Here is a 20,330-nt window from a genome sequence, read left to right as displayed (position 1 = left end):
TTATTCTTCGTTGTTTAAGGCAATATTATCTATAAGCCTAATATCGCCGGCATAGGCCGCTATAAAAGCGCGGTAATTATGGCCTTTTCTTTTTCGGTTAATTTTTTTTAAAGTCTGGGTATTTGCAATCTCAAAATATTCCAATTTTAAAACTGGATGATTTTTAAATTGTTCTTTTACCCAATTTTCTATATAATCTGCACTTTTTGTGCCAAATAGTTCCCTTGTTTTTAGGAGGGTCTGGTAAATAAACGAAGCTTTTTCTCGTTGTTCTAAATTTAATCTTTCATTACGTGAACTCCTAGCCAAACCGTTGTCTTCTCGTAAAATGGGACAGCCTATGATTTCTACTGGAAGCCCGGCTTTTTCGGTTAATTTTCTTACAATCTGTAATTGCTGAAAGTCTTTTTCGCCAAAAAAAGCTTTATGTGGCTCTACTATTGTAAAAAATCTTTTTACAATAGTTCCTACCCCGTCAAAATGTCCGTTTCGGTATTTTCCTTCCATTACCTGATCCAAACCGTCAAAATTAAACTGCTCAGAACTTATATTTTCACCGTATAATTCGTTAGCTGTGGGCGTAAAAACCCAGAGGTTGTCACTGGCTTCTTCCAGGAGCTTAATGTCTTGTTCTAAAGTACGTGGATATTTCTCTAGATCTGCAGGATTGTCAAATTGTGTTGGATTAACAAAGATGCTGATAATCACCCGGTCACAAGTTTGTAAAGCCTGTTTTACCAAAGATAAATGGCCGTGGTGTAAAGCACCCATTGTAGGAACTAAGCCAATGGTTTTAGCTTTAGATTTTTCGGCTTTTATGGCCACTTTTAAAGGGGTTTTTTCTTTGAAAACCTGCATTTTATTATAAAATTAACAGCGTGCAAACTTAATATATTACCAGCAATCTGCATAAATTTTTGTAATTTTGCGTGTTTTTTGTTCGCAATCGCAATTAAAGCAATCTATTTATGAAAGATAAGAGGATATTGTACGTATCATCTGAAGTTATTCCTTACCTGCCTGAAACCGAAATATCATCCACGTCTTTTGAAGCCGCAAAAATGGTAAATAATATTGGAGGGCAAATTAGAATTTTTATGCCCCGGTTTGGTAACATCAACGAACGTCGCCACCAGCTACACGAAGTGATTAGGCTGTCGGGGATGAATTTGGTGATTAATGACCTGGATATGCCGTTGATAATTAAAGTGGCTTCAATCCCAAAGGAGAGAATGCAGGTCTATTTTATAGACAACGAAGATTATTTTAAAAGAAAAGCTACTCTTACCGATGAAGAAGGTAATATGTTTGACGATAACGACGAACGAGCCATCTTTTTTGCTAAAGGAGTAATAGAAACCGTTAAGAAATTAAACTGGTCTCCCGATATTATTCATGTTCACGGCTGGCTGGCATCTTTGCTTCCGCTATACCTTAGACGTTATTATGGAAATGAGCCATTATTTAGTGGTGCAAAAATAGTTACCTCCATATACAATCAAGACTTCGAAGGAACGTTAGATGAGAATATGCAGGAGAAAGTTTTGTATGACGGGATGGAAAAAGAAGACATAAAACATTTAAAAACCCCAAACTACGTTAATTTAATGAAGCTTGCGGCAGATCATTCAGATGCTATTATTACTGCAGGAGAAGACCTCCCTGAAGATCTATCAATATATCTTGGCAAGCTTAATAAGCCGATACTTCCCTATAAAAACAGGGAAGAATTTAGCCAGGCTTATCAGGATTTTTACACTAACGAAGTTTTATCTGAATAGAAATTTTTATCGAATGAATTTAATGAGAATGATGTACAAAACAGCAACTATATTTGTTGTTGTTTTTGCTTTTGTGGCCTGTGATGATGAATATAGCACCGTTGGCGGTGAAATTATAGAAAACCCAAGTAACCTTGAGCGGGAAGAAGTTGAAGTAACCGCTTACAGTAAGAAACTAAATTCAGTGCAAACCAACAACCTGGGAAATCATTTACTTGGCGTTTATAATCACCCGATCTATGGTCAAACCACGGCCAGTATCCTTAGCCAGATTTCCTTGCCTACCAATAATCCAACTTTTGGAGTAGAACCGGAGCTTGATAGTGTGGTTCTAACTATCCCCTATTTTAGTACAGAAGGAGATTCAGACGAGGAAGGTAATGTTGAATATGCCTTAGATTCCGTTTACGGGAATACGCCAATAAAAATTTCACTTCAGGAATCTAATTATTTTCTGAATACTTTAGATCCTGAAGCCGATTTCCAGGATAGCCAAAAGTATTATTCAGATCAGCAGGAATTATTTGAGGAGAACCTTATTGGAGATATTATCTATGAAAATGAAAATTTTATACCCTCTCCCCAAGCCATCGTTTCTTATGAAGAAAATGATGAAGGTGAACAGGATACTATCGCTTCTGGTCCAGGTTTAAGAATAAAACTACCGGTAGAGTATTTTAAAAAGAAAATTATCGATAAGGAAGGTTCCAGTGTGCTTAGTAATAATAACAATTTCAAGAACTATTTACGCGGAATGTTTATTAAAGCCGAAGCAACTGCTGAAGATGGCACTATGATATTATTTAATCTGCAGGGCGGTGAGGCCGGGATTGAACTTTTTTATACTACTGAAGTTGAAACTACCAATGACGATGGTGATACTGAAACGGTAAGGGAGCCCAGAAGCTACGACCTTAATTTTGGAAGCACTATTGTAAATACATTTTTAGGCGAATACCCCACAGATGTGTTGCAGGCTATAGAAGAAAGTGATGAAGATTCAGGAGCCGAAAAACTTTTTCTTAATGGAGGAGAAGGAAGTATGGCTGTTATCGAGCTATTTGAAAATGAAGAGCAAATAGCAGCTTTTAGAGAAAATGACTGGTTAATTAACGAAGCAAATCTTACGTTTTACGTAGACCGGGATTATGTTGCCGGTATTGATGAACCAGCTCGTTTGTATGTATACGATTTAGATAATAATAGAATTATAGCCGATTACAGTTTTGCCATGAACTTTGTGCAAGACGGTAATGAAAATAATCCATCTACTTCGCTTACTTCTTTCTCTACACCTTTGGAAATTGATGAAGATGAAAACGGAGTACGTTATAAACTCAATCTTACTCAGCATGTAACTAATATTATTGAAGACGATGCAGACAATGTAAGATTAGGAATAGCTATCACCCAAAATATCAATATCACTAATAACTCAGCGGTTAGAAATACTGAAAATGTAAAGTTCTATCCTGCGATGGGCATTATAAGTCCTAAGGGGACTGTTTTACACGGTAACCTTTCCAGTGACGAAGAAAAAAGATTAAAACTCAGAATTTACTATACCGAAATCAATAATTAAATAATACCAATATACTATGTGCGGAATTGTAGGATATATTGGGCATAGGGATGCTTATCCCGTTGTCTTAAAAGGACTCCAGAGATTGGAATATCGTGGATACGACAGTGCAGGGATTGCGCTTTATGATGGAAAGGAACTTAAACTTTGTAAAACCAAAGGGAAAGTTGCCGATCTAAAGGAAAAACTTGAAAATACCATTACTACAAATGGAAATGTGGCTATTGGGCATACACGTTGGGCAACCCACGGGGTTCCAAACGATGTAAATTCTCACCCGCATTACTCAAATTCAGGAGATATTGTAATTATCCACAACGGAATTATAGAAAATTACGATGCGCTTAAGAAGGAATTAAAAACTCGGGGTTATACTTTTAAAAGTGATACCGATACCGAAGTTTTGGTTAATCTTATAGAAGACGTAATTATTAATGAAGACGTTAAACTTGGGAAGGCAGTTCAAATTGCATTAAATCAAACTGTTGGTGCGTATGCAATTGCCGTCTATAACAAAACCAAGCCCGATGAGATCGTGGTAGCCCGTTTAGGGAGCCCGCTAGCGATTGGAGTTGGAGAAGATGAGTTCTTTATCGCTTCAGATGCGTCTCCATTTATTGAATATACCAATAATGCAATTTACCTGGAAGACGGGGAAATGGCTGTGGTAAGAAGAGGAAAAGAAGTTAAGGTTAGAAAGATTAAGGATGATACTCTGGTAGATCCATATGTTCAGGAACTTCAACTTAATCTTGAACAGATTGAAAAAGGTGGTTACGAACACTTTATGCTCAAGGAAATTCACGAACAACCCACAGCGATTAAAGATACTTATCGTGGTAGAATGTTACCCGATGAAGGCTTAATAAGAATGGCCGGGGTAGATGATAACCTTGAACGTATTGCCAATGCAAAACGAATTCTTATCGTAGCCTGCGGAACCAGCTGGCACGCCGGTTTGGTAGCCGAATATATTTTTGAAGAACTTGCGAGAATTCCTGTAGAAGTAGAATATGCTTCAGAATTCAGGTACCGTAATCCTATTATTTCAGAAAAAGATGTAATTATAGCAATCTCTCAAAGTGGGGAAACTGCCGATACTATGGCGGCTATAAAACTCGCCAAAGAAAAAGGTGCTTTTGCTTTTGGAGTTTGTAACGTGGTAGGTTCTTCTATTTCCAGGGAAACCCACGCGGGTGCTTACACTCATGCTGGGCCTGAAATAGGGGTGGCTTCAACAAAGGCTTTTACTACGCAAATTACTGTCCTTACTTTAATGGCTCTAAAACTTGCAAAACATAATGGTACGATCTCTAATACGGATTTCATGACCTATTTGCAGGAAATGGAGCGTATTCCCTCCAAAATTCAAAAAGCATTGGAAGGTGATGAGCATATAAGAATGATTGCCGATATTTATAAAGACGCCAGAAACTGTTTGTACCTGGGGAGAGGATTTAACTTCCCGGTTGCTTTAGAAGGCGCGCTTAAATTGAAAGAGATTTCTTATATACACGCTGAAGGTTATCCTGCCGCCGAAATGAAACACGGCCCAATTGCACTTATAGATGAAGAAATGCCGGTGGTGGTTATTGCAACCAAAAAAGGACATTACGAAAAAGTGGTAAGTAATATTCAGGAAATAAAATCAAGAAGCGGTAAAATTATCGCAATCGTTACTGAAGGTGATACTGAAGTACGCGACCTTGCCGATCACGTAATTGAAGTACCTGAAACTTTAGAACCATTAACGCCACTTCTTACAACAATTCCGCTTCAGTTATTGTCGTATCATATTGCGGTTATGCTTGGGAAGAATGTAGACCAGCCAAGGAATTTGGCAAAATCGGTTACGGTGGAATAATTTTTCCGATTAAATAAATAAAAAGATCCCTTTTGAATTTTTTCAGAAGGGATTTTTTGCTTCAGAATGATGCTTTAAAACTTATTTTTACCGGCTTTGAGAATGAGCAAAAAAGTTATTTTAAGAGAGGTATGATTTTATTAAGAAAAAACTATCTTTGCAGCCTGAAAATACCCTTGTACTATTTTAACACATTGTGAATTATTACATTGAGTATTTCAGATATTTTAAATACGAAAACATTAAAGAATTAAATAATGTCTAAAGTAACAGGTAAAGTTGCCCAAATTATTGGCCCTGTAGTTGATGTTGTGTTCGACTCAGAGAATGCTGAATTGCCAAAAATCTACGATTCTTTGGAAATCACCAGAAAAGATGGTTCCCTTCTAATTTTAGAAGTGCAATCTCACATTGGTGAAGAAACAGTGAGAACAGTATCTATGGATTCTACCGATGGTTTAAGCCGCGGGGTTGAAGTAGTAGCAACAGGAGCGCCTATTCAAATGCCGGTTGGTAAAGAAGTTTATGGCCGTTTGTTTAACGTGGTAGGTGATGCTATTGACGGACTCGGGAATTTGCCTAAAGCCGGAAAAGCTGGTATGTCTATTCACAGGGAAGCGCCAAAATTTGAAGACTTATCTGTTTCTACAGAAGTTTTATTTACCGGGATTAAAGTAATTGACCTTATTGAGCCTTATGCAAAAGGTGGTAAAATTGGTCTTTTTGGTGGTGCCGGTGTTGGTAAAACAGTACTTATACAGGAGTTAATTAATAATATTGCCAAAGGTCACGGTGGTCTTTCGGTATTTGCCGGAGTAGGAGAGCGTACTCGTGAAGGGAACGACCTTCTTAGAGAAATGCTTGAATCTGGTATTATAAAATACGGTGATGCTTTTTCTGAATCTATGGAAGAAGGCGGATGGGATCTTAAGAAGGTAGATAAAACTGCTATGCTTGATTCTAAAGCAACTTTCGTATTTGGACAAATGAACGAGCCACCTGGAGCACGTGCTCGGGTAGCACTTTCTGGATTAACCATTGCTGAGTATTTCCGTGATGGGGCCGGGGAAGGCCAGGGGAAAGACGTACTTTTCTTCGTAGATAATATTTTCCGTTTTACACAGGCCGGTTCAGAGGTGTCTGCACTTCTAGGGCGTATGCCTTCAGCGGTAGGTTACCAACCAACTTTGGCCACAGAGATGGGTGCGATGCAGGAGCGTATTACTTCAACTAAAAACGGATCTATTACTTCTGTACAGGCGGTTTACGTACCTGCAGATGATTTGACAGATCCCGCGCCGGCAACAACTTTTGCCCACCTGGATGCTACAACAGTACTTTCACGTAAAATTGCCGAACTTGGTATTTATCCTGCGGTAGATCCTTTGGAATCTACTTCAAGAATTCTTACTGCCGATATTTTAGGTGACGATCATTATAAATGTGCACAACGTGTAAAAGAGCTTTTACAGCGTTATAAAGAATTGCAGGATATTATTGCTATTCTCGGCATGGAAGAGCTTTCTGAAGAAGATAAGCTTGCGGTATCTCGTGCAAGACGTGTACAACGCTTCCTTTCTCAACCTTTCCACGTAGCCGAGCAGTTTACCGGTTTAAAAGGAGTTTTGGTTGATATTAAAGAAACCATTAAAGGATTTAATATGATTATGGACGGGGAATTAGATCACCTTCCGGAATCTGCCTTTAACCTTAAAGGAACCATTGAAGAAGCGATCGAGGCCGGTGAGAAAATGTTGGCTGAAGAAGACTAATTTATTTAGTATACAGTTCTAAGTAATCATTATACACAAATTTCTGTGTTGTTGCTGAAAACTGTAAACACAAACTAAAAAATATGTACTTAGAAATAGTAACTCCTGAAGCGGTAGTTTTTAAAGCTGATGTTGATGCAGTAAAAGTTCCCGGTCACGATGGGGAATTTCAAATGCTGAACAATCACGCGCCTATAGTTTCTACATTGGTTGAAGGTGAAGTTAAAATCCAACTTGCTGCCTCTAATAAAGAATTAGACGATGAACTTTCTGAAGAATTCAGAAAGGATTCTGCAAACAGCAATATTCTTTATTATACCATTAAAGGTGGGGTGTTAGAAATGAAAGACAACAAAGCCATTATTCTGGCCGATTAACATTCAGGATATTTAATATAGAAATAGCCGGGCAATTGTCCGGCTATTTAGTTTTGCGTGTATTCCAGAATATCTCCCGGTTGACAGTCTAAAACTTCGCAAATAGCCTCTAAAGTAGAAAACCGTATTGCTTTTGCCTTCCCGGTTTTTAAAATAGAAAGATTGGCGGCAGTAATACCAATTTTATCCGCCAGTTCATTGCTCTTCATTCCGCGTTCTGCCAGTATTTTATCCAGATTTATAATGATGGGCATAACTAAACGGTTAATTCGTTTTCTTCTTTTATAATTCTGGCTTGATCAAAAATTTGGGAAAGGAATATTAGAAATAAGCCTATAGCTATTACAAACCAAAAATCAAAAAGTTCAAAACTTAACTCCAAACGACCCTGAAATATAGTTTTGAAAACAAATATGGAAAGGGCATCAACAATAGTTATTAAGATGATTAACTGACCAATTAATTTGAAACTTGCAATCTGAAGGCTCGTAAATAATGGTCTAAAAATTAGATCTTTCATTAAATTCTTGAATAAATACAGGATATAGATCCAAACTCCACTTGATGATAATTCATACGCTAAAGAGGTGTATAGGGCATTTTTAGATTTGATTTTAAATTCTTCCGCATCTCGTAATATTTCCAGGATATCGCCTGGACTAATAAAGATTGCATAGAGTAAAAAACCAAATAAAATTATCCAACCTATAATCATTAAATAATAAGCAATACTGAAAATGTTCTTTAGCCATTCTGAGGATTTCATTCCTATTTAATTATCGTTTTACGATAACAAACTTATAATAAATTATCGATAAACAATAAATTTATAAGATTAAATTGATAAATTATTTTCAGCATTTTAAGAAGTTTGCTAAGAAACAAGGTTTTTAAAATGATTAAAAATAAGAAGCTATTAAATCGGATTGCTTTAGGGGGTTAAACCTTGCTTTAGCTGTAAAACTTAAATAATATCTCTTATATTTGCGGGGAACGGACTTTTTGAGAGAAAATATATGCTAGCAGCAATACTTTTAGGTTTTTTATTCGCAATATTCCTGGTTTTTGCAGGAAAGTTCTTCAGGGGGAAATTAGCCGTTCTTTCCGCACTTGTTCCGGGTGGCCTTTTTGCATATTTTGCAAGTTTTATTCCGCAGATAAGTTCCGGGGATATAATCCATAAAACCTATCAATGGGTCCCGGCATTTGGAGTAGATCTAAGTTTTAAATTAGACGGGCTCTCCTTACTTTTCACCTTAATGATCACAGGAATTGGTTTCCTGGTTTTCGCATATACCGCATCTTATTTAAAAGGCCACAAATACCTTGACCGTTTCTACGGATATCTCAGTCTATTCATGGCTGCGATGCTTGGTTTGGTGCTTTCAGACAATCTTATTTCACTTTTTGTTTTTTGGGAATTGACCAGTATAAGTTCGTTTTTCTTAATTGGTTTTAATAATACGAATCCGGCTTCAAGAAAATCGGCTCTAACAGCTTTGGGAATTACCGGTTTTGGAGGGTTTTTCCTGTTGGCAGGGGCTTTATTGCTAGGTAGTATCACCGGTACTTACAGCATTTCTGAAATGCTAAGTATTAAAGACACTATTGCCGGAAGTGAATATTACATCCTGGCGGTTATCTTTATTTTTGTGGCTGCATTTACAAAATCTGCACAATTTCCATTTCATTTCTGGTTGCCAGGGGCGATGAAAGCGCCAACTCCGGTTTCGACTTATTTGCACTCGGCCACGATGGTAAAAGCGGGAATTTACCTGCTTATGCGTTTTACTCCGGTTTTGGGAGATTCGCAATTCTGGAATACGACATTGATAATTGTGGGGGGAATCACAATGGTTTACTCCGCAATTCACGCTCTTTTTAGAACCGATCTTAAAGGTGTTCTGGCGTATTCTACTATTTCAGCACTTGGAATACTGGTTTTTTTAATCGGTTTAGGAACAAAATCGGCTTTTCTTGCGGCAGCTGTGTTTATCATAGTTCACGCGCTTTATAAAGCCACCTTATTCCTTGTAACGGGAATTATAGATCACCAAACCGGTACACGGGATGTTACAAAATTAAGCGGATTACGAAAAATCATGATGCCGGTAGCGATTGCCGGTATTCTGGCAGCAATTTCCAGTGCAGGTATTCCGCCATCGGTAGGTTTCCTCGGAAAAGAACTTACGTATGAAGCCAGTTCACACGCTGAAACCTTTACGATTATAATTGTAATTGCGATTGTTTTGACAAAAATATTATTGCTTTGGGCCGGTTTTGTAGCCGGAATTAAACCTTTTGTAGGTAAACTTCCCGAAGCGCATAAAGAGGTAAAGGCGCCCGACTTTTTAATGTGGGGACCGGCAATTATCCTTGCTGTTTTGGGAATTGTTTTCGGGATATTCCCAATGCTTATTGAATCGGCCCTGGTCAAACCGGTGGTTTCTTCTTTAGGCGCAGATGCTTCAGAATATCACCTGGCTTTATGGCACGGTTTCAATACTGTTTTGCTATTAAGTGGAATTACAATCGCAGTTGGAATTCTGTTATATTTCTTCCTGAAGCCTTCAGTAAAACTGGAAAACAGGATAGGAAAGCTGGAATTTATTTCTCCAAAAAGCCTAACGGAAAAGGGAACACATTATTTCAGCGTTTTCTCAGCATTCTGGACTAACGTTTTTCAGAATGGATATTTACGAAACTATGTCACCACAATCGTTTTGTTCCTCGTGGTATTAGTGGGATATGTTATGTTTGGAAATCCAACCGTGTTAATAGACTATCGTCAACTTTCTGAAGTTACAGCTTATGAACTGGCGGTAGTAATTATATTAATTGCCGGAGTTTTCTACACTGTATTCACAAAATCCAGGCTTGCTGCAGTTGCCGCAATGGGAGTTGTTGGCTTGGCTATCTGTTTGATCTTTGTTTTCTACAGTGCACCCGATTTAGCGATGACGCAATTTTCAATTGATACTTTGACAGTTATTCTGTTTGTATTGGTACTTTATAGATTGCCAAAATATCTTACCCTTTCAGATTATAAAATGCGAATTAGGGACGGAGTTTTATCCGTGGCTCTTGGAACGGTAATATGTTTGTTGGCCTTACAGGTGCTTGCGGAACCTACAAATAGTGAAATTGGTGATTTTTACGCCAAAAATGCCTATATCCTGGCGCACGGAAAGAATGTTGTAAATGTAATCCTGGTAGATTTCAGGGGTACTGATACGCTTATGGAAATTGCAGTATTGTCTATCTCAGCCATTGGAGTTTTTGGATTGCTAAAATTGAGATTAAAAAGTACAGACAGGTCGCAATAAAAGAATAAACAAGTCGGTGTTTCCCGGCTTCTGAAAAATTTATATAAATGAAAACCTTAATATTAAAAACAGCTTCTAATTACCTTTTGCCGTTATTACTGGTGTTTTCTGTTTTTATCTTATTGCGCGGGCATTATTTGCCCGGTGGTGGGTTTGTTGGAGGACTAATAGCTGCAATTGCTTTTGTTTTGCATGCTTTTGCCAATGGACTGGATAACACCAAAGGTCTTCTAAGATTCCACCCTGGCTTTTTAATGCCTGTTGGTTTGGGACTTGCTTTTGTTAGCGGTTTAGCGCCGGTAATTGGTTTAGACGATCCTTTTATGACGGGTCTTTGGTTTCCGGAACCCTTTCCGGTTATTGGAAATGTGGGCTCGGCCTTATTTTTTGATATTGGGGTTTACCTGGTGGTAATTGGGGTCACACTTACAATAATATTTACAATTTCAGAATCAGCTTAATTTATGGAAATTCTTTTAGCGATAATTATTGGGGTTCTGTATGCCGCAGGTATTTATATGATTCTGCGCAGGAGTTTGGTGAAACTCATTATTGGAATTATTCTTTTAGGTAACGGGGCCAACCTGCTTATTTTTCTACTTGGTAGAATTACAGAAGGTGCACCACCAATTATTCCTGAAGATTCCGAGGTTTTTTTAGAAGCCTATGCAGATCCTGTTCCGCAGGCATTAATATTAACCGCTATCGTAATTAGTTTCGGTTTACAATCTTTTGCAATTATTCTTGTAAAAAGAGCCCACAAAGTAGTGAAAACCGATGATCTGGACGAAATGAACGCAACAGACGAAGATTCATGACACAACAATTAATATTATATCCTTTATTGCTGCAAATGCTTTTGGCTATCATCCTAATGTTTTTTTGGAGGAAGATAAATGCACAACGCATAATAAGTATGTTTGGAAGCCTTGCGCATCTCGCAGTTAGTATTACTGTTTTTGCTTTTATCTGGAATAATGGAACTCAAACGGTACAGGCCGGGAGTTGGGAAGCTCCTTTTGGGATCACCTTTATTGCCGATACTTTTTCTGCAACTATGGTTCTGCTAACTTCTATTGCCGGTTTAGCTGTTTCCATATTTTCGTCGGGCTCAGTGATTGGTGATAGGCTGAGATTTGGGTATTTTCCCATTTTTCATTTCCTACTTTTAGGACTTACAGGAGCCTTTTTAACCGGGGATATCTTTAATCTCTATGTTTGGTTTGAAATTATTATTATAAGTTCTTTTGTTTTAATTACTATTGGTGGCGAAAAAGCGCAGTTAGAAGGTGCGGTAAAATATTTTACGCTGAATTTTCTCGCGTCCATGATCTTTTTAACGGCAATTGCAGTGCTTTACGGTTTAACCGGAAGTCTAAATATGGCCGATCTTGCGAATAAAGTAGCGGCGGTAGAGAACCGGGCTCTGGTAGAAATTACCGCCATTTTATTTCTAATTGGTTTCGGGATTAAATCGGCTATTTTTCCTTTATATTTTTGGTTACCGGCTTCATATCATACACCGCCTTCAGCAGTATCGGCTATTTTTGGAGGCTTGCTTACTAAAGTTGGGGTCTATGCCTTAGTTAGGGTCTTTACTTTAATTTTTGTAGATGATGTTTTCTTGGATCAAATTCTGTTGGTGCTGGCTATTTTCACCCTGTTTAGCGGGGCATTAGGTGCTCTGGTTCAGAATAATATTAAAAAAGTATTTTCCTATTTAATCATTTGTCACATTGGTTATATGATTATTGGTTTGGGAATGTTTACTGAAGTAGCTATTGCTGGGACAATTTTCTACCTGGTACACGATATTATTGTGAAGACGAATCTATTTATGATTAGCGGACTTATTTACAGAATAAAGGGTTCTAATAGCATGCGGGCTTTAGGTGGATTTTATGCCAATTATCCTAAGTTGAGTTTGTTGATGTTTATCCCGTTATTTTCATTGGTTGGAATCCCGCCTTTATCTGGATTCTGGCCTAAAATATCTTTAATTACCGCCAGTTTTGAATCCGGAAGTTATTGGAGCCTGGCCGCAATTATCTTTGCAAGTTTTATTACCTTGGTAGTAATCGCAAAGCTTTGGGCCGAAGTTTTCTGGAAAGATGCTACTGAAATTCCTGTAAGACCAAAATTCAGGTATTTTCATGCAATCAAAAATATAAAGAGAGTTCAGATAATAGTACCTATAGTTTTTTTAAGTCTGGTATCCTTATATATAGGTTTTGGCGCAGAACATATTCAAACGCTTTCAGCCAGAATTGCATCAGAATTAATGGATAACCAACAATATATAGACGCAGTACTTAATACACAAACACCCGAATAATGAAGAGCAGGTTTGTATCCAACTTATTACTCACCTTTGTATGGGTAGCCCTTACCGGAGATTTTAGTTTCCAGAACTATATCTTTGGATTCATCGTTAATTTCTTTATTCTGTGGGTGATAACAAGAGGAAATAGTGATGCCCGCTATTTTACTATTATTCCTAAATTAATCGCTTTTTTCTTCTTCTTTCTCTGGGAACTTTTTAAAGCGAACCTGCAGGTAGCCTACGAGGTTGTTACCCCAAACTTTGGAATGAAACCGGGAATAGTAAAAGTACCGCTTACCATAAAAAGCAACCTTGGGATTACATTTTTGGCCAATATGATCTCCCTTACCCCGGGAACCCTTAGCCTGGATGTCTCTAATGATAAGAAAGTGCTATATGTTCATGCGATGTATGTAACCGATAAAGAAGAATTTATCAATAGTATTAAAAACGGATTTGAAAAACGTATTTTGGAAATATTGAGATGACGCTAACAGATTATTTATATTATATTATTCTGCCAATCCTGGCCTTTTCGGTACTTCTAATAGTTTACCGATTTATAAAGGGACCCAGTATTGCCGATAAAATTATTGCACTAGATGTGCTTATCACAACCGGTATTGGAATTATTGGAGTTTACAGTATTATCCACGGAAGGTCTACATTTTTAGATACCGCAATGATCCTGGCTTTAATTGCATTTTTAAGTACCGTAGCTTTCTCATATTACCTTGAAAAAAGAAACAGAAAGAAATGAGTTCAGTAATTATAGTAATATTAGTCACTTTAGGAACCTTATTCGTGCTGCTTTCAGCCATCGGTCTTGTAAGAATGCCAGATACTTATATGAGGATTTCGGTAAACACCAAGGCGGCAACGCTGGGGGTTGGTCTTATCCTAGTGGGAACTGCAGTTTTCTTTAACGATCTTTCTACAACTTCACGCGCGCTCGTAATTATTCTTTTTGTTTTTCTAACCGCCCCGGTAAGTGCGCATTTAATAGGAAGAGCATCTTATTTTATGGGAGTTAAACTCTGGAAAGGTTCTGTTATGGACGATCTTAGAGGGAAGTATCAAAAAAATTCCCACGTACTAAAAAGTGAAATAGATGATACTCCGCGTAATAATGTAGACCATTCAAGAAGTGAGGACGATATTGTAAAGTAATTTTCATTCTTTTTTATCATCCTTTTTTCTATTTCCTCTTATCAGTTTCTTTTCCAGCATCCCGAAAAAGATATTTATAACAACGATTATTACACAAATTATAAGGAGCTCGGCATACATCTGCAATGCAGCAAGGCAGCCGGCCCCGGCACTACACCAAATGGTCGCAGCCGTAGTTAAACCTTTTACATTTTTTCCGTGTTGAAGAATTGTTCCCGCGCCAATAAAGCCAATCCCGGTAACAACCTGCCCTAAAACCCTGGTAATATCTACAAATTCTTCTCCCCGAAATTGCATTGAAAGTAGTATAAAAACACAAGCTCCCAGGGCAACGAGAGCATTAGTTTTTAAACCCGCACTTTTGCCGGTGAATTCCCTTTCTATCCCAATAAAAAGTCCGGCCATGGCCGCTAAACCTATGCTAAGACTAAATTCTGCCAGTTCCATATATTTTGCTTGCTTAAAGTTGTAATTTTGAGGTATGCAATTACCTTTAAAATTAGCGAAAAGTTTAGAGAAGAGAAAAGAGGAGAATGCTCTACGTAGTTTAAAGCAGAATGCTCAATTAATAGATTTTTCGTCAAACGATTATTTAGGCTTGGCTTCATCTGAAGAAATTTACCAGGGAGCACATCAAATAGTAAAGGAGAATAATCTTTTTAAAAATGGTGCCACCGGGTCCAGGTTACTTTCCGGAAACCATAAACTTTATGATTTAGCAGAAAATTTCCTTGCCGAATTTCATCAAACTGAAGCTGCACTTATTTTTAATTCCGGCTACGATGCTAATATTGGATTTTTCAGTTCAGTGCCGAAACGTGGAGATTTTATTTTCTATGATGAACTCGTTCACGCTTCCATAAGAGATGGAATTTCAATGAGCAACGCCAAGGCTTATAAATTCAGTCATAATAATATTGAAGATCTTAAATCCAGGCTGAATAGACTTCCAAAAGCTGAAAATTCAGAAATTTATCTCGTAACCGAATCTGTCTTTTCAATGGATGGTGATATGGCGGCGCTAAAAGAATTAGCGAAAATTTTAGAGGAATTCGGCGCTTTTTTAATTATAGATGAAGCTCACGCTACCGGAATTTTTGGAGAAAAAGGAGAAGGTCTGGTTCAGGAATTGGGAATTCAGGAGAAAGTTTTTGCCCGTTTAAATACCTTCGGAAAAGCTCCTGGATGCCATGGCGCGGTAATTTTAGGGAACAAGGATTTAAAAAATTACCTGGTAAATTTTTCCCGAAGTCTTATTTATACCACGGCTTTACCGCCACATTCGGTAGCCACAATTTTAGCGGTTTACCAACAATTTAAAACCGAAATTCCGGAAACTCAGCAGTTAAAAAGTAATATCCGATTTTTTAAAGAAGAGATTATAAAAAATGATCTACAAAAAAGTTTTCTGGAAAGTAATTCAGCAATTCAAAGCTGTATAATTCCCGGAAATCAGCAAGTGAAGAATATTGCAGAAAGTTTGAGAAAAGAAGGTTTTGAAGTAAAACCAATTCTTTCGCCAACCGTTCCAAAAGGCAGTGAACGACTCAGGTTTTGCCTGCATTCTTTTAATTCTGAAAATGATATCAGCGAGGTTTTAAAAAATCTCGCTAAATTACTGCCAATCAATCTGCATGATGCTAGAGTTGAAAATTAGCAGTAACAGGATCAGATATAAGGCAATGCCTATTTCCGGTTTTGGAATAAAAAAAACAATCAAATGAACACGTTTGTAAACATTGCCAGGTTTCAATATTCATCGGAAGCGCAAATTGTAAAAGGAAAATTACAATCTGAAGGTATCGAGGTATTTCTGGTAGATCAGGTGCTTATTGATACCGATCCTATGGTGAGTCAGGCAATTGGAGGCATAAAACTTAATGTTCGTGCAGATGATGAGGAACGGGCCCGTGCAATTTTAAACGAAATTCATAATTATTCTCTGGACGATGATGGAAACCGGGTGGTTTGTCCTAACTGTGACAGCACGCACGTAGAAGTTTACACGCATATTAAAGATGTGCGTTCTTTCTTTGCTTTTTTATTTTCATTTCTCACCTTCGCTCTTCCAATTCACTACAAGTACGATTATCACTGCGAAAATTGTGAAGAGAAATTTACTTTAAAATGAGCCCAATAAAAGAATTTATAAAATATGAAGCATAACTATTTTATTACCGGAATAGGCACCGAAGTAGGAAAAACCATCGTTTCAGCAATCGTAACCGAAGCCATCGAAGCCGATTACTGGAAGCCTATACAAGCTGGAGATCTTGATAATTCCGATAGGCATAAAGTGCAAAAATTGGTATCGAATAAAAATACCGTTTTTCATAAGAATAGTTTTGCACTGAATATGCCAATGAGTCCGCACGCAGCGGCTGAAATTGATGAAGTTAAGATCACTTCAAAAAAAGTAAAACGTCCTAAAACAAAAAATAATTTGGTGATTGAAGGCGCCGGAGGTTTACTGGTGCCCATCAGTGATAAAGAAACCATAGCCGATTTAATGCTGAAAGAAGATCGAATTATCCTAGTGTCCCGACATTATCTGGGCAGTATAAATCATACTTTGCTCACGGTAGAAGCGCTAAAATCCCGCGGATTGAATTGCTTCGGAATAATTTTTTCCGGCGAAGAAAATAAATCTACTGAATCGATTATCGAAAAAATGAGCGGCCTTCCCATTCTTGGAAGAATAGAACAAGAACCTTATTTTGACCAAAATGTAGTCAAAGAATACGCTGAAATTTTTAGAGAGAAATTGAAGTAAAAATAGCTCGTCATTACGAACGGAGTGAGTAATCTCTAAGTCGAATTTCACCATTTGGCAGATTGCTTCTCTCCATCATAATCGGAATCGCAATGATGCTTAACACCTCATAATAAAAATAATGAACCTAACCATCCGCGACCAAAAACACCTTTGGCACCCGCTAACCCAACATAAAATTTCTCCTGAAGCTTTACCCATTGTAAAAGCAAAAGGCAGCATTCTTTACGCCGAAGACGGCAGGGAATATATAGATGGTATCGCTTCCTGGTACACCGCGATGTACGGGCATTGTAACGAATTTATTACCGGGAAAGTCGCAGCACAAATGCAAAACCTAGATCAGGTAGTTTTTAGCGGGTTTACCCACGAACCTGCGGTAAAACTTTCAGAAGAATTGATAAAGATTTTACCGGGGAATCAACAAAAATTGTTTTTCAATGATAATGGTTCCACGGCTACCGAGATCGGAATAAAAATGGCTTTGCAGTACCACCATAACAGGGGGAACAATCGAAATGTGATGCTGGCGTTCGAAGAGGGTTTTCACGGAGATACATTTGGCGCGATGTCGGTTTCCGGACTTTCGGTTTATAACGGTGCTTTTGAAGAACATTTTATTGAGGTATTGCGAATTCCGGTTCCGCTGGGAGAGAATAATTCAGAAGTTATATCGCAGTTAAAAAAGCTTATTTTAGAAAATAATATCGCCGGATTTATCTACGAACCTTTAGTGCAAGGTGCGGCGGCAATGAAAATGCACGACGTGGAAGGATTAAATGAAATTCTGAAAGTTTGCAAGGAAAATGACATAGTTTGTATAGCCGATGAAGTGATGACCGGATTTGGTAAAACCGGAAGTTATTTCGCTTCAGATTATATGGAAACCAAACCCGATGTAATGTGCCTTTCTAAAGCACTAACAGCCGGATTGTTACCAATGGGTTTGACCACCTGCTCGCAAAAAATCTACGATGCCTTTTATGATGAAGATATTTCAAAAGGATTGTTTCACGGTCATACCTATTCTGCGAACCCGCCTGCTTGTGTTGCAGCGATTGCAGGGATAGAATTGCTGGTTTCCAAAGAAATTCAGCAGAAAATAAAAGCAATAATAAAATCGCACCAGATTTTTGATAAAAAAATCAGGGATCATCCAAAAGTTACCAATTGCAGGCAGCTGGGTGTTATCTATGCTTTTGATCTCAATGTGAAAATGGAGCGTTACGGCAATCTTAGGAATCAACTTTTTAAGCACTTTATGGATAACGGCGTGTTTCTAAGACCGCTGGGCAATACTATATATATTTTGGCACCATTCACCATTTCGCAAACTCAATTGAATATAATCTATTCGGTTATCGAAGATCTGCTGGAAAAATTTTAGTAATAAAATTTATAAGTGGCTTAAAAGCAAAGCTTTAATTAGTTACATTAGAATTAAAATTTTGCGATTATGATGCATCCGGATACAGAGCTGCGTTTTATAAATGAAAAAGTGGGATATGGCGTGGTGGCTACCAAAATTATTCCTGAAGGTACTATTACCTGGGTTCAAGACGATCTAGATCACGTTTTTTATAGTGCCCAGATAGAAAGACTTCATCCTAAAAGTTTACAAATGCTGGAAAAATATGCTTTTCGCAATCGATTTGGCGATTTGGTGCTCTGCTGGGATTTGGCGAAATACGTAAACCATAGTTTTAATTCAAACTGCTTTTCAACTGCCTACGGATTTGAAATTGCGGTTAGAGATATTGCCGTTGGGGAAGAGCTAACCGACGATTATGGATATCTCAATCTTGATGAAGCTTTTGAAGCTCACGCAGAGAACAGTTCCAGAACAAAGGTTTATCCAGACGATCTGGTTAATTATCACCAGGAGTGGGATGGGATTTTGCAAAAATCTATTCAAAAAGTAGAAAAAGTTTATCAGCCCCTTATAGATCTTGTTCCTGAAGGAATTCAGTTAGAGCTGCAAAAGATCCTTTTAGGGGAAAAAGAGATGGATTCTATTTTGAATCTTTATTATCAGCGTTAAGTTTCCCGTAATCTTATCTAATTTCAATGAATATTTTTAAGCTGAATATTTAGCGGTTGATTCAACAGACCGTATTTTTGCTGAAAAATAATCGCTTTTGAAATCACCGATATTTATTTCTTCACTTGGTTCTATATCTGCCCTGGGGCAATCCCCGGCAGAAATATGGAGCAATTATAAAAATCAGAAACATTTTATTACCAAAAAAATATTCGGTAAAGCCGAAGCTTTTGCCGCTTTTTTACCCGATAATCTGAAAGCTGAAATTGAATCTCTTAGAAATGAAAATACCAATTACAGAAAATTAGACGATTCGGTTTTGTTCGCCATCTTTTCCGCAAGAAAGGCTATTAAAGATGCAGGTTGGGAAAATGAAAATAATATCGGGATCAATATCGGAAGTTCACGTGGCGCCACGGGCTTATTTGAAAAGTATCATAAAGAATTTATAGAAACCGGGAAGGCTGTTACACAAGCTTCGCCTTCAACTACTTTGGGAAATATCTCTTCCTGGGTTTCACAAGATCTTCAAACTGAAGGCCCTGAATTTTCGCATAGTGTCACCTGTTCTACGGGATTGCACGCCGTTGTGAACGCGATTGCCTGGATGCAGGCCGGTTTTACCGATAAATTCCTTGCCGGGGGGAGCGAAGCAGCACTTACACCTTTTACTATCGCCCAAATGAAAGCTATGAAAATCTATGCTTCAGAAGAACTTGACTTTCCATGTCGTGCTTTAGATATGGTTAAAAAGCGAAATTCTATGATTTTGGGAGAAGCTTCAGGAATATTGGCACTTCAGAATAAAGATTCAGAAAAAACAATCGCTAAAATTACCGGAATTGGTTACGCGACCGAAACTTTAAAACACAGCGTTTCAATTTCAGAAAAAGGAGAATCCTTGCAAAAAGCAATGAAAATGGCTATTGGTGAAAAAGAGCTTTCGGAAATTGATACAGTGGTGATGCACGCCCCAGGAACTCTAAAAGGAGATCTTTCAGAAGTTAATGCGATAAAAGCTGTTTTTGGTGAACACACACCGGCAATGACAAGCAATAAATGGAAACTTGGCCATACGTTTGCCGCTTCGGGAATACTTAATTTGGAGCTGGCAATATTAATGTTTCAGTATCAGGAATTTATTGAAGTTCCTTTTTCAGAAATTAGTAAATTACCTTCAAAACTTGAGAATATTTTGGTGAATGCGGTAGGTTTCGGCGGCAACGCTGTTTCTATACTGGTAAGCAGGAAATAAAGCTTTTTACAAAGCTTTGAAAACTTTCTGCGCTGAAGGCCTATTAAAGCGCAGTTTTATTTATTT

General features: G+C 37.8%; 22 protein-coding genes. 18 read left to right on the top strand and 4 right to left on the bottom strand.

Going from position 1 to position 20,330, the window contains the following annotated elements; all coding sequences use genetic code 11:
• Positions 1-858 carry a pantoate--beta-alanine ligase gene (gene panC / locus B5X53_RS00360; RefSeq protein WP_079711244.1) on the bottom strand — a complete coding sequence of 286 codons (858 nt, stop codon included), beginning with the start codon at positions 856-858 and terminating at the stop codon, positions 1-3.
• Between the two features lie 110 nt (positions 859-968).
• Between panC and B5X53_RS00355 the strand changes: the two genes are divergently transcribed.
• The 5 genes from B5X53_RS00355 (at position 969) to B5X53_RS00335 (ending at position 7,376) form a co-directional block, all read left to right on the top strand.
• The gene (locus B5X53_RS00355) at positions 969-1,781 is read left to right on the top strand and encodes a glycogen/starch synthase (protein ID WP_079711243.1); all 813 of its coding nucleotides are present in this window, start codon (positions 969-971) and stop codon (positions 1,779-1,781) included.
• A 28-nt stretch (positions 1,782-1,809) separates the two neighbouring features.
• Positions 1,810-3,363, top strand: a complete 1,554-nt coding sequence (locus B5X53_RS00350) for a BamH family beta-barrel-assembly machinery protein (protein WP_232764005.1) — start codon at positions 1,810-1,812, stop codon at positions 3,361-3,363.
• A 16-nt stretch (positions 3,364-3,379) separates the two neighbouring features.
• Positions 3,380-5,227 (top strand): glutamine--fructose-6-phosphate transaminase (isomerizing), encoded by a 1,848-nt coding sequence (gene glmS / locus B5X53_RS00345; protein WP_079711241.1) that lies wholly within the window; start codon positions 3,380-3,382, stop codon positions 5,225-5,227.
• 257 nt (positions 5,228-5,484) lie between these two features.
• On the top strand, positions 5,485-6,999 hold the full coding sequence (gene atpD, locus B5X53_RS00340) for a F0F1 ATP synthase subunit beta (protein ID WP_079711240.1): 1,515 nt from the start codon (positions 5,485-5,487) through the stop codon (positions 6,997-6,999).
• An 83-nt stretch (positions 7,000-7,082) separates the two neighbouring features.
• Entirely contained in the window at positions 7,083-7,376 is a 294-nt protein-coding gene (locus tag B5X53_RS00335) for a F0F1 ATP synthase subunit delta/epsilon (protein ID WP_079711239.1), read from the top strand.
• 47 nt (positions 7,377-7,423) lie between these two features.
• Here B5X53_RS00335 and B5X53_RS00330 read toward each other — a convergent pair whose 3' ends face one another.
• Both B5X53_RS00330 and B5X53_RS00325 read right to left on the bottom strand, forming a co-directional pair.
• Positions 7,424-7,630: a helix-turn-helix domain-containing protein gene (locus tag B5X53_RS00330; RefSeq protein ID WP_079711238.1), complete on the bottom strand. Its 207-nt coding sequence runs from the start codon at positions 7,628-7,630 to the stop codon at positions 7,424-7,426.
• A 2-nt stretch (positions 7,631-7,632) separates the two neighbouring features.
• A complete protein-coding gene (locus B5X53_RS00325; RefSeq protein ID WP_079711237.1) occupies positions 7,633-8,142 on the bottom strand; it encodes a DUF2975 domain-containing protein in 510 nt (169 codons plus the stop codon).
• A gap of 250 nt (positions 8,143-8,392) precedes the next feature.
• On the opposite strand from B5X53_RS00325, the gene B5X53_RS00320 reads away from it, so the two are divergent.
• Genes B5X53_RS00320 through mnhG form a run of 7 tightly spaced genes read left to right on the top strand, consistent with a single transcriptional unit; the run spans position 8,393 to position 14,195 of the window.
• On the top strand, positions 8,393-10,702 hold the full coding sequence (locus B5X53_RS00320; RefSeq protein ID WP_079711236.1) for a putative monovalent cation/H+ antiporter subunit A: 2,310 nt from the start codon (positions 8,393-8,395) through the stop codon (positions 10,700-10,702).
• A gap of 47 nt (positions 10,703-10,749) precedes the next feature.
• A complete protein-coding gene (locus B5X53_RS00315) occupies positions 10,750-11,163 on the top strand; it encodes a Na+/H+ antiporter subunit B (protein WP_079711235.1) in 414 nt (137 codons plus the stop codon).
• Between the two features lie 3 nt (positions 11,164-11,166).
• Positions 11,167-11,520, top strand: a complete 354-nt coding sequence (locus tag B5X53_RS00310; protein ID WP_079711234.1) for a Na+/H+ antiporter subunit C — start codon at positions 11,167-11,169, stop codon at positions 11,518-11,520.
• Positions 11,517-13,037, top strand: coding sequence for a proton-conducting transporter transmembrane domain-containing protein (locus tag B5X53_RS00305; protein WP_079711233.1), 1,521 nt, complete (start codon positions 11,517-11,519; stop codon positions 13,035-13,037). The genes B5X53_RS00310 and B5X53_RS00305 overlap by 4 nt, the downstream gene beginning before the upstream one ends.
• Positions 13,037-13,513 (top strand): Na+/H+ antiporter subunit E, encoded by a 477-nt coding sequence (locus tag B5X53_RS00300; RefSeq protein WP_079711232.1) that lies wholly within the window; start codon positions 13,037-13,039, stop codon positions 13,511-13,513. Before B5X53_RS00305 ends, B5X53_RS00300 begins: the two co-directional genes overlap by 1 nt.
• Positions 13,510-13,785 carry a cation:proton antiporter gene (locus tag B5X53_RS00295; RefSeq protein WP_075325587.1) on the top strand — a complete coding sequence of 92 codons (276 nt, stop codon included), beginning with the start codon at positions 13,510-13,512 and terminating at the stop codon, positions 13,783-13,785. Before B5X53_RS00300 ends, B5X53_RS00295 begins: the two co-directional genes overlap by 4 nt.
• Positions 13,782-14,195, top strand: a complete 414-nt coding sequence (gene mnhG / locus B5X53_RS00290) for a monovalent cation/H(+) antiporter subunit G (RefSeq protein WP_079711231.1) — start codon at positions 13,782-13,784, stop codon at positions 14,193-14,195. The genes B5X53_RS00295 and mnhG overlap by 4 nt, the downstream gene beginning before the upstream one ends.
• 3 nt (positions 14,196-14,198) lie before the next feature.
• On the opposite strand, the gene B5X53_RS00285 is transcribed toward mnhG, so the two are convergent.
• Positions 14,199-14,642, bottom strand: a complete 444-nt coding sequence (locus tag B5X53_RS00285; RefSeq protein WP_079711230.1) for an MgtC/SapB family protein — start codon at positions 14,640-14,642, stop codon at positions 14,199-14,201.
• A gap of 34 nt (positions 14,643-14,676) precedes the next feature.
• On the opposite strand from B5X53_RS00285, the gene B5X53_RS00280 reads away from it, so the two are divergent.
• The 6 genes from B5X53_RS00280 to B5X53_RS00255 all read left to right on the top strand — a co-directional run bounded on the left by B5X53_RS00280 (position 14,677) and on the right by B5X53_RS00255 (position 20,264).
• Positions 14,677-15,852, top strand: coding sequence for an aminotransferase class I/II-fold pyridoxal phosphate-dependent enzyme (locus B5X53_RS00280; protein ID WP_079711229.1), 1,176 nt, complete (start codon positions 14,677-14,679; stop codon positions 15,850-15,852).
• Between the two features lie 63 nt (positions 15,853-15,915).
• Positions 15,916-16,326 (top strand): putative signal transducing protein, encoded by a 411-nt coding sequence (locus B5X53_RS00275; RefSeq protein WP_079711228.1) that lies wholly within the window; start codon positions 15,916-15,918, stop codon positions 16,324-16,326.
• 24 nt (positions 16,327-16,350) lie between these two features.
• Complete coding sequence (gene bioD, locus B5X53_RS00270; RefSeq protein ID WP_079711227.1) at positions 16,351-16,968, top strand: dethiobiotin synthase; 618 nt, start codon at positions 16,351-16,353, stop codon at positions 16,966-16,968.
• 121 nt (positions 16,969-17,089) lie between these two features.
• Positions 17,090-18,355: an adenosylmethionine--8-amino-7-oxononanoate transaminase gene (gene bioA, locus B5X53_RS00265; RefSeq protein ID WP_079711226.1), complete on the top strand. Its 1,266-nt coding sequence runs from the start codon at positions 17,090-17,092 to the stop codon at positions 18,353-18,355.
• Between the two features lie 69 nt (positions 18,356-18,424).
• Entirely contained in the window at positions 18,425-19,009 is a 585-nt protein-coding gene (locus B5X53_RS00260) for an SET domain-containing protein (protein WP_079711225.1), read from the top strand.
• A gap of 97 nt (positions 19,010-19,106) precedes the next feature.
• Positions 19,107-20,264, top strand: a complete 1,158-nt coding sequence (locus B5X53_RS00255) for a beta-ketoacyl synthase N-terminal-like domain-containing protein (protein WP_079711224.1) — start codon at positions 19,107-19,109, stop codon at positions 20,262-20,264.
• Positions 20,265-20,330: the final 66 nt, after the last annotated feature.

This window comes from Salegentibacter salinarum (genome assembly GCF_900168115.1).
GTDB classification, from domain to species: domain Bacteria; phylum Bacteroidota; class Bacteroidia; order Flavobacteriales; family Flavobacteriaceae; genus Salegentibacter; species Salegentibacter salinarum.
Note: the sequence above shows the minus strand (reverse complement) of the source record. Positions and strands in the feature narration are given on the sequence as shown.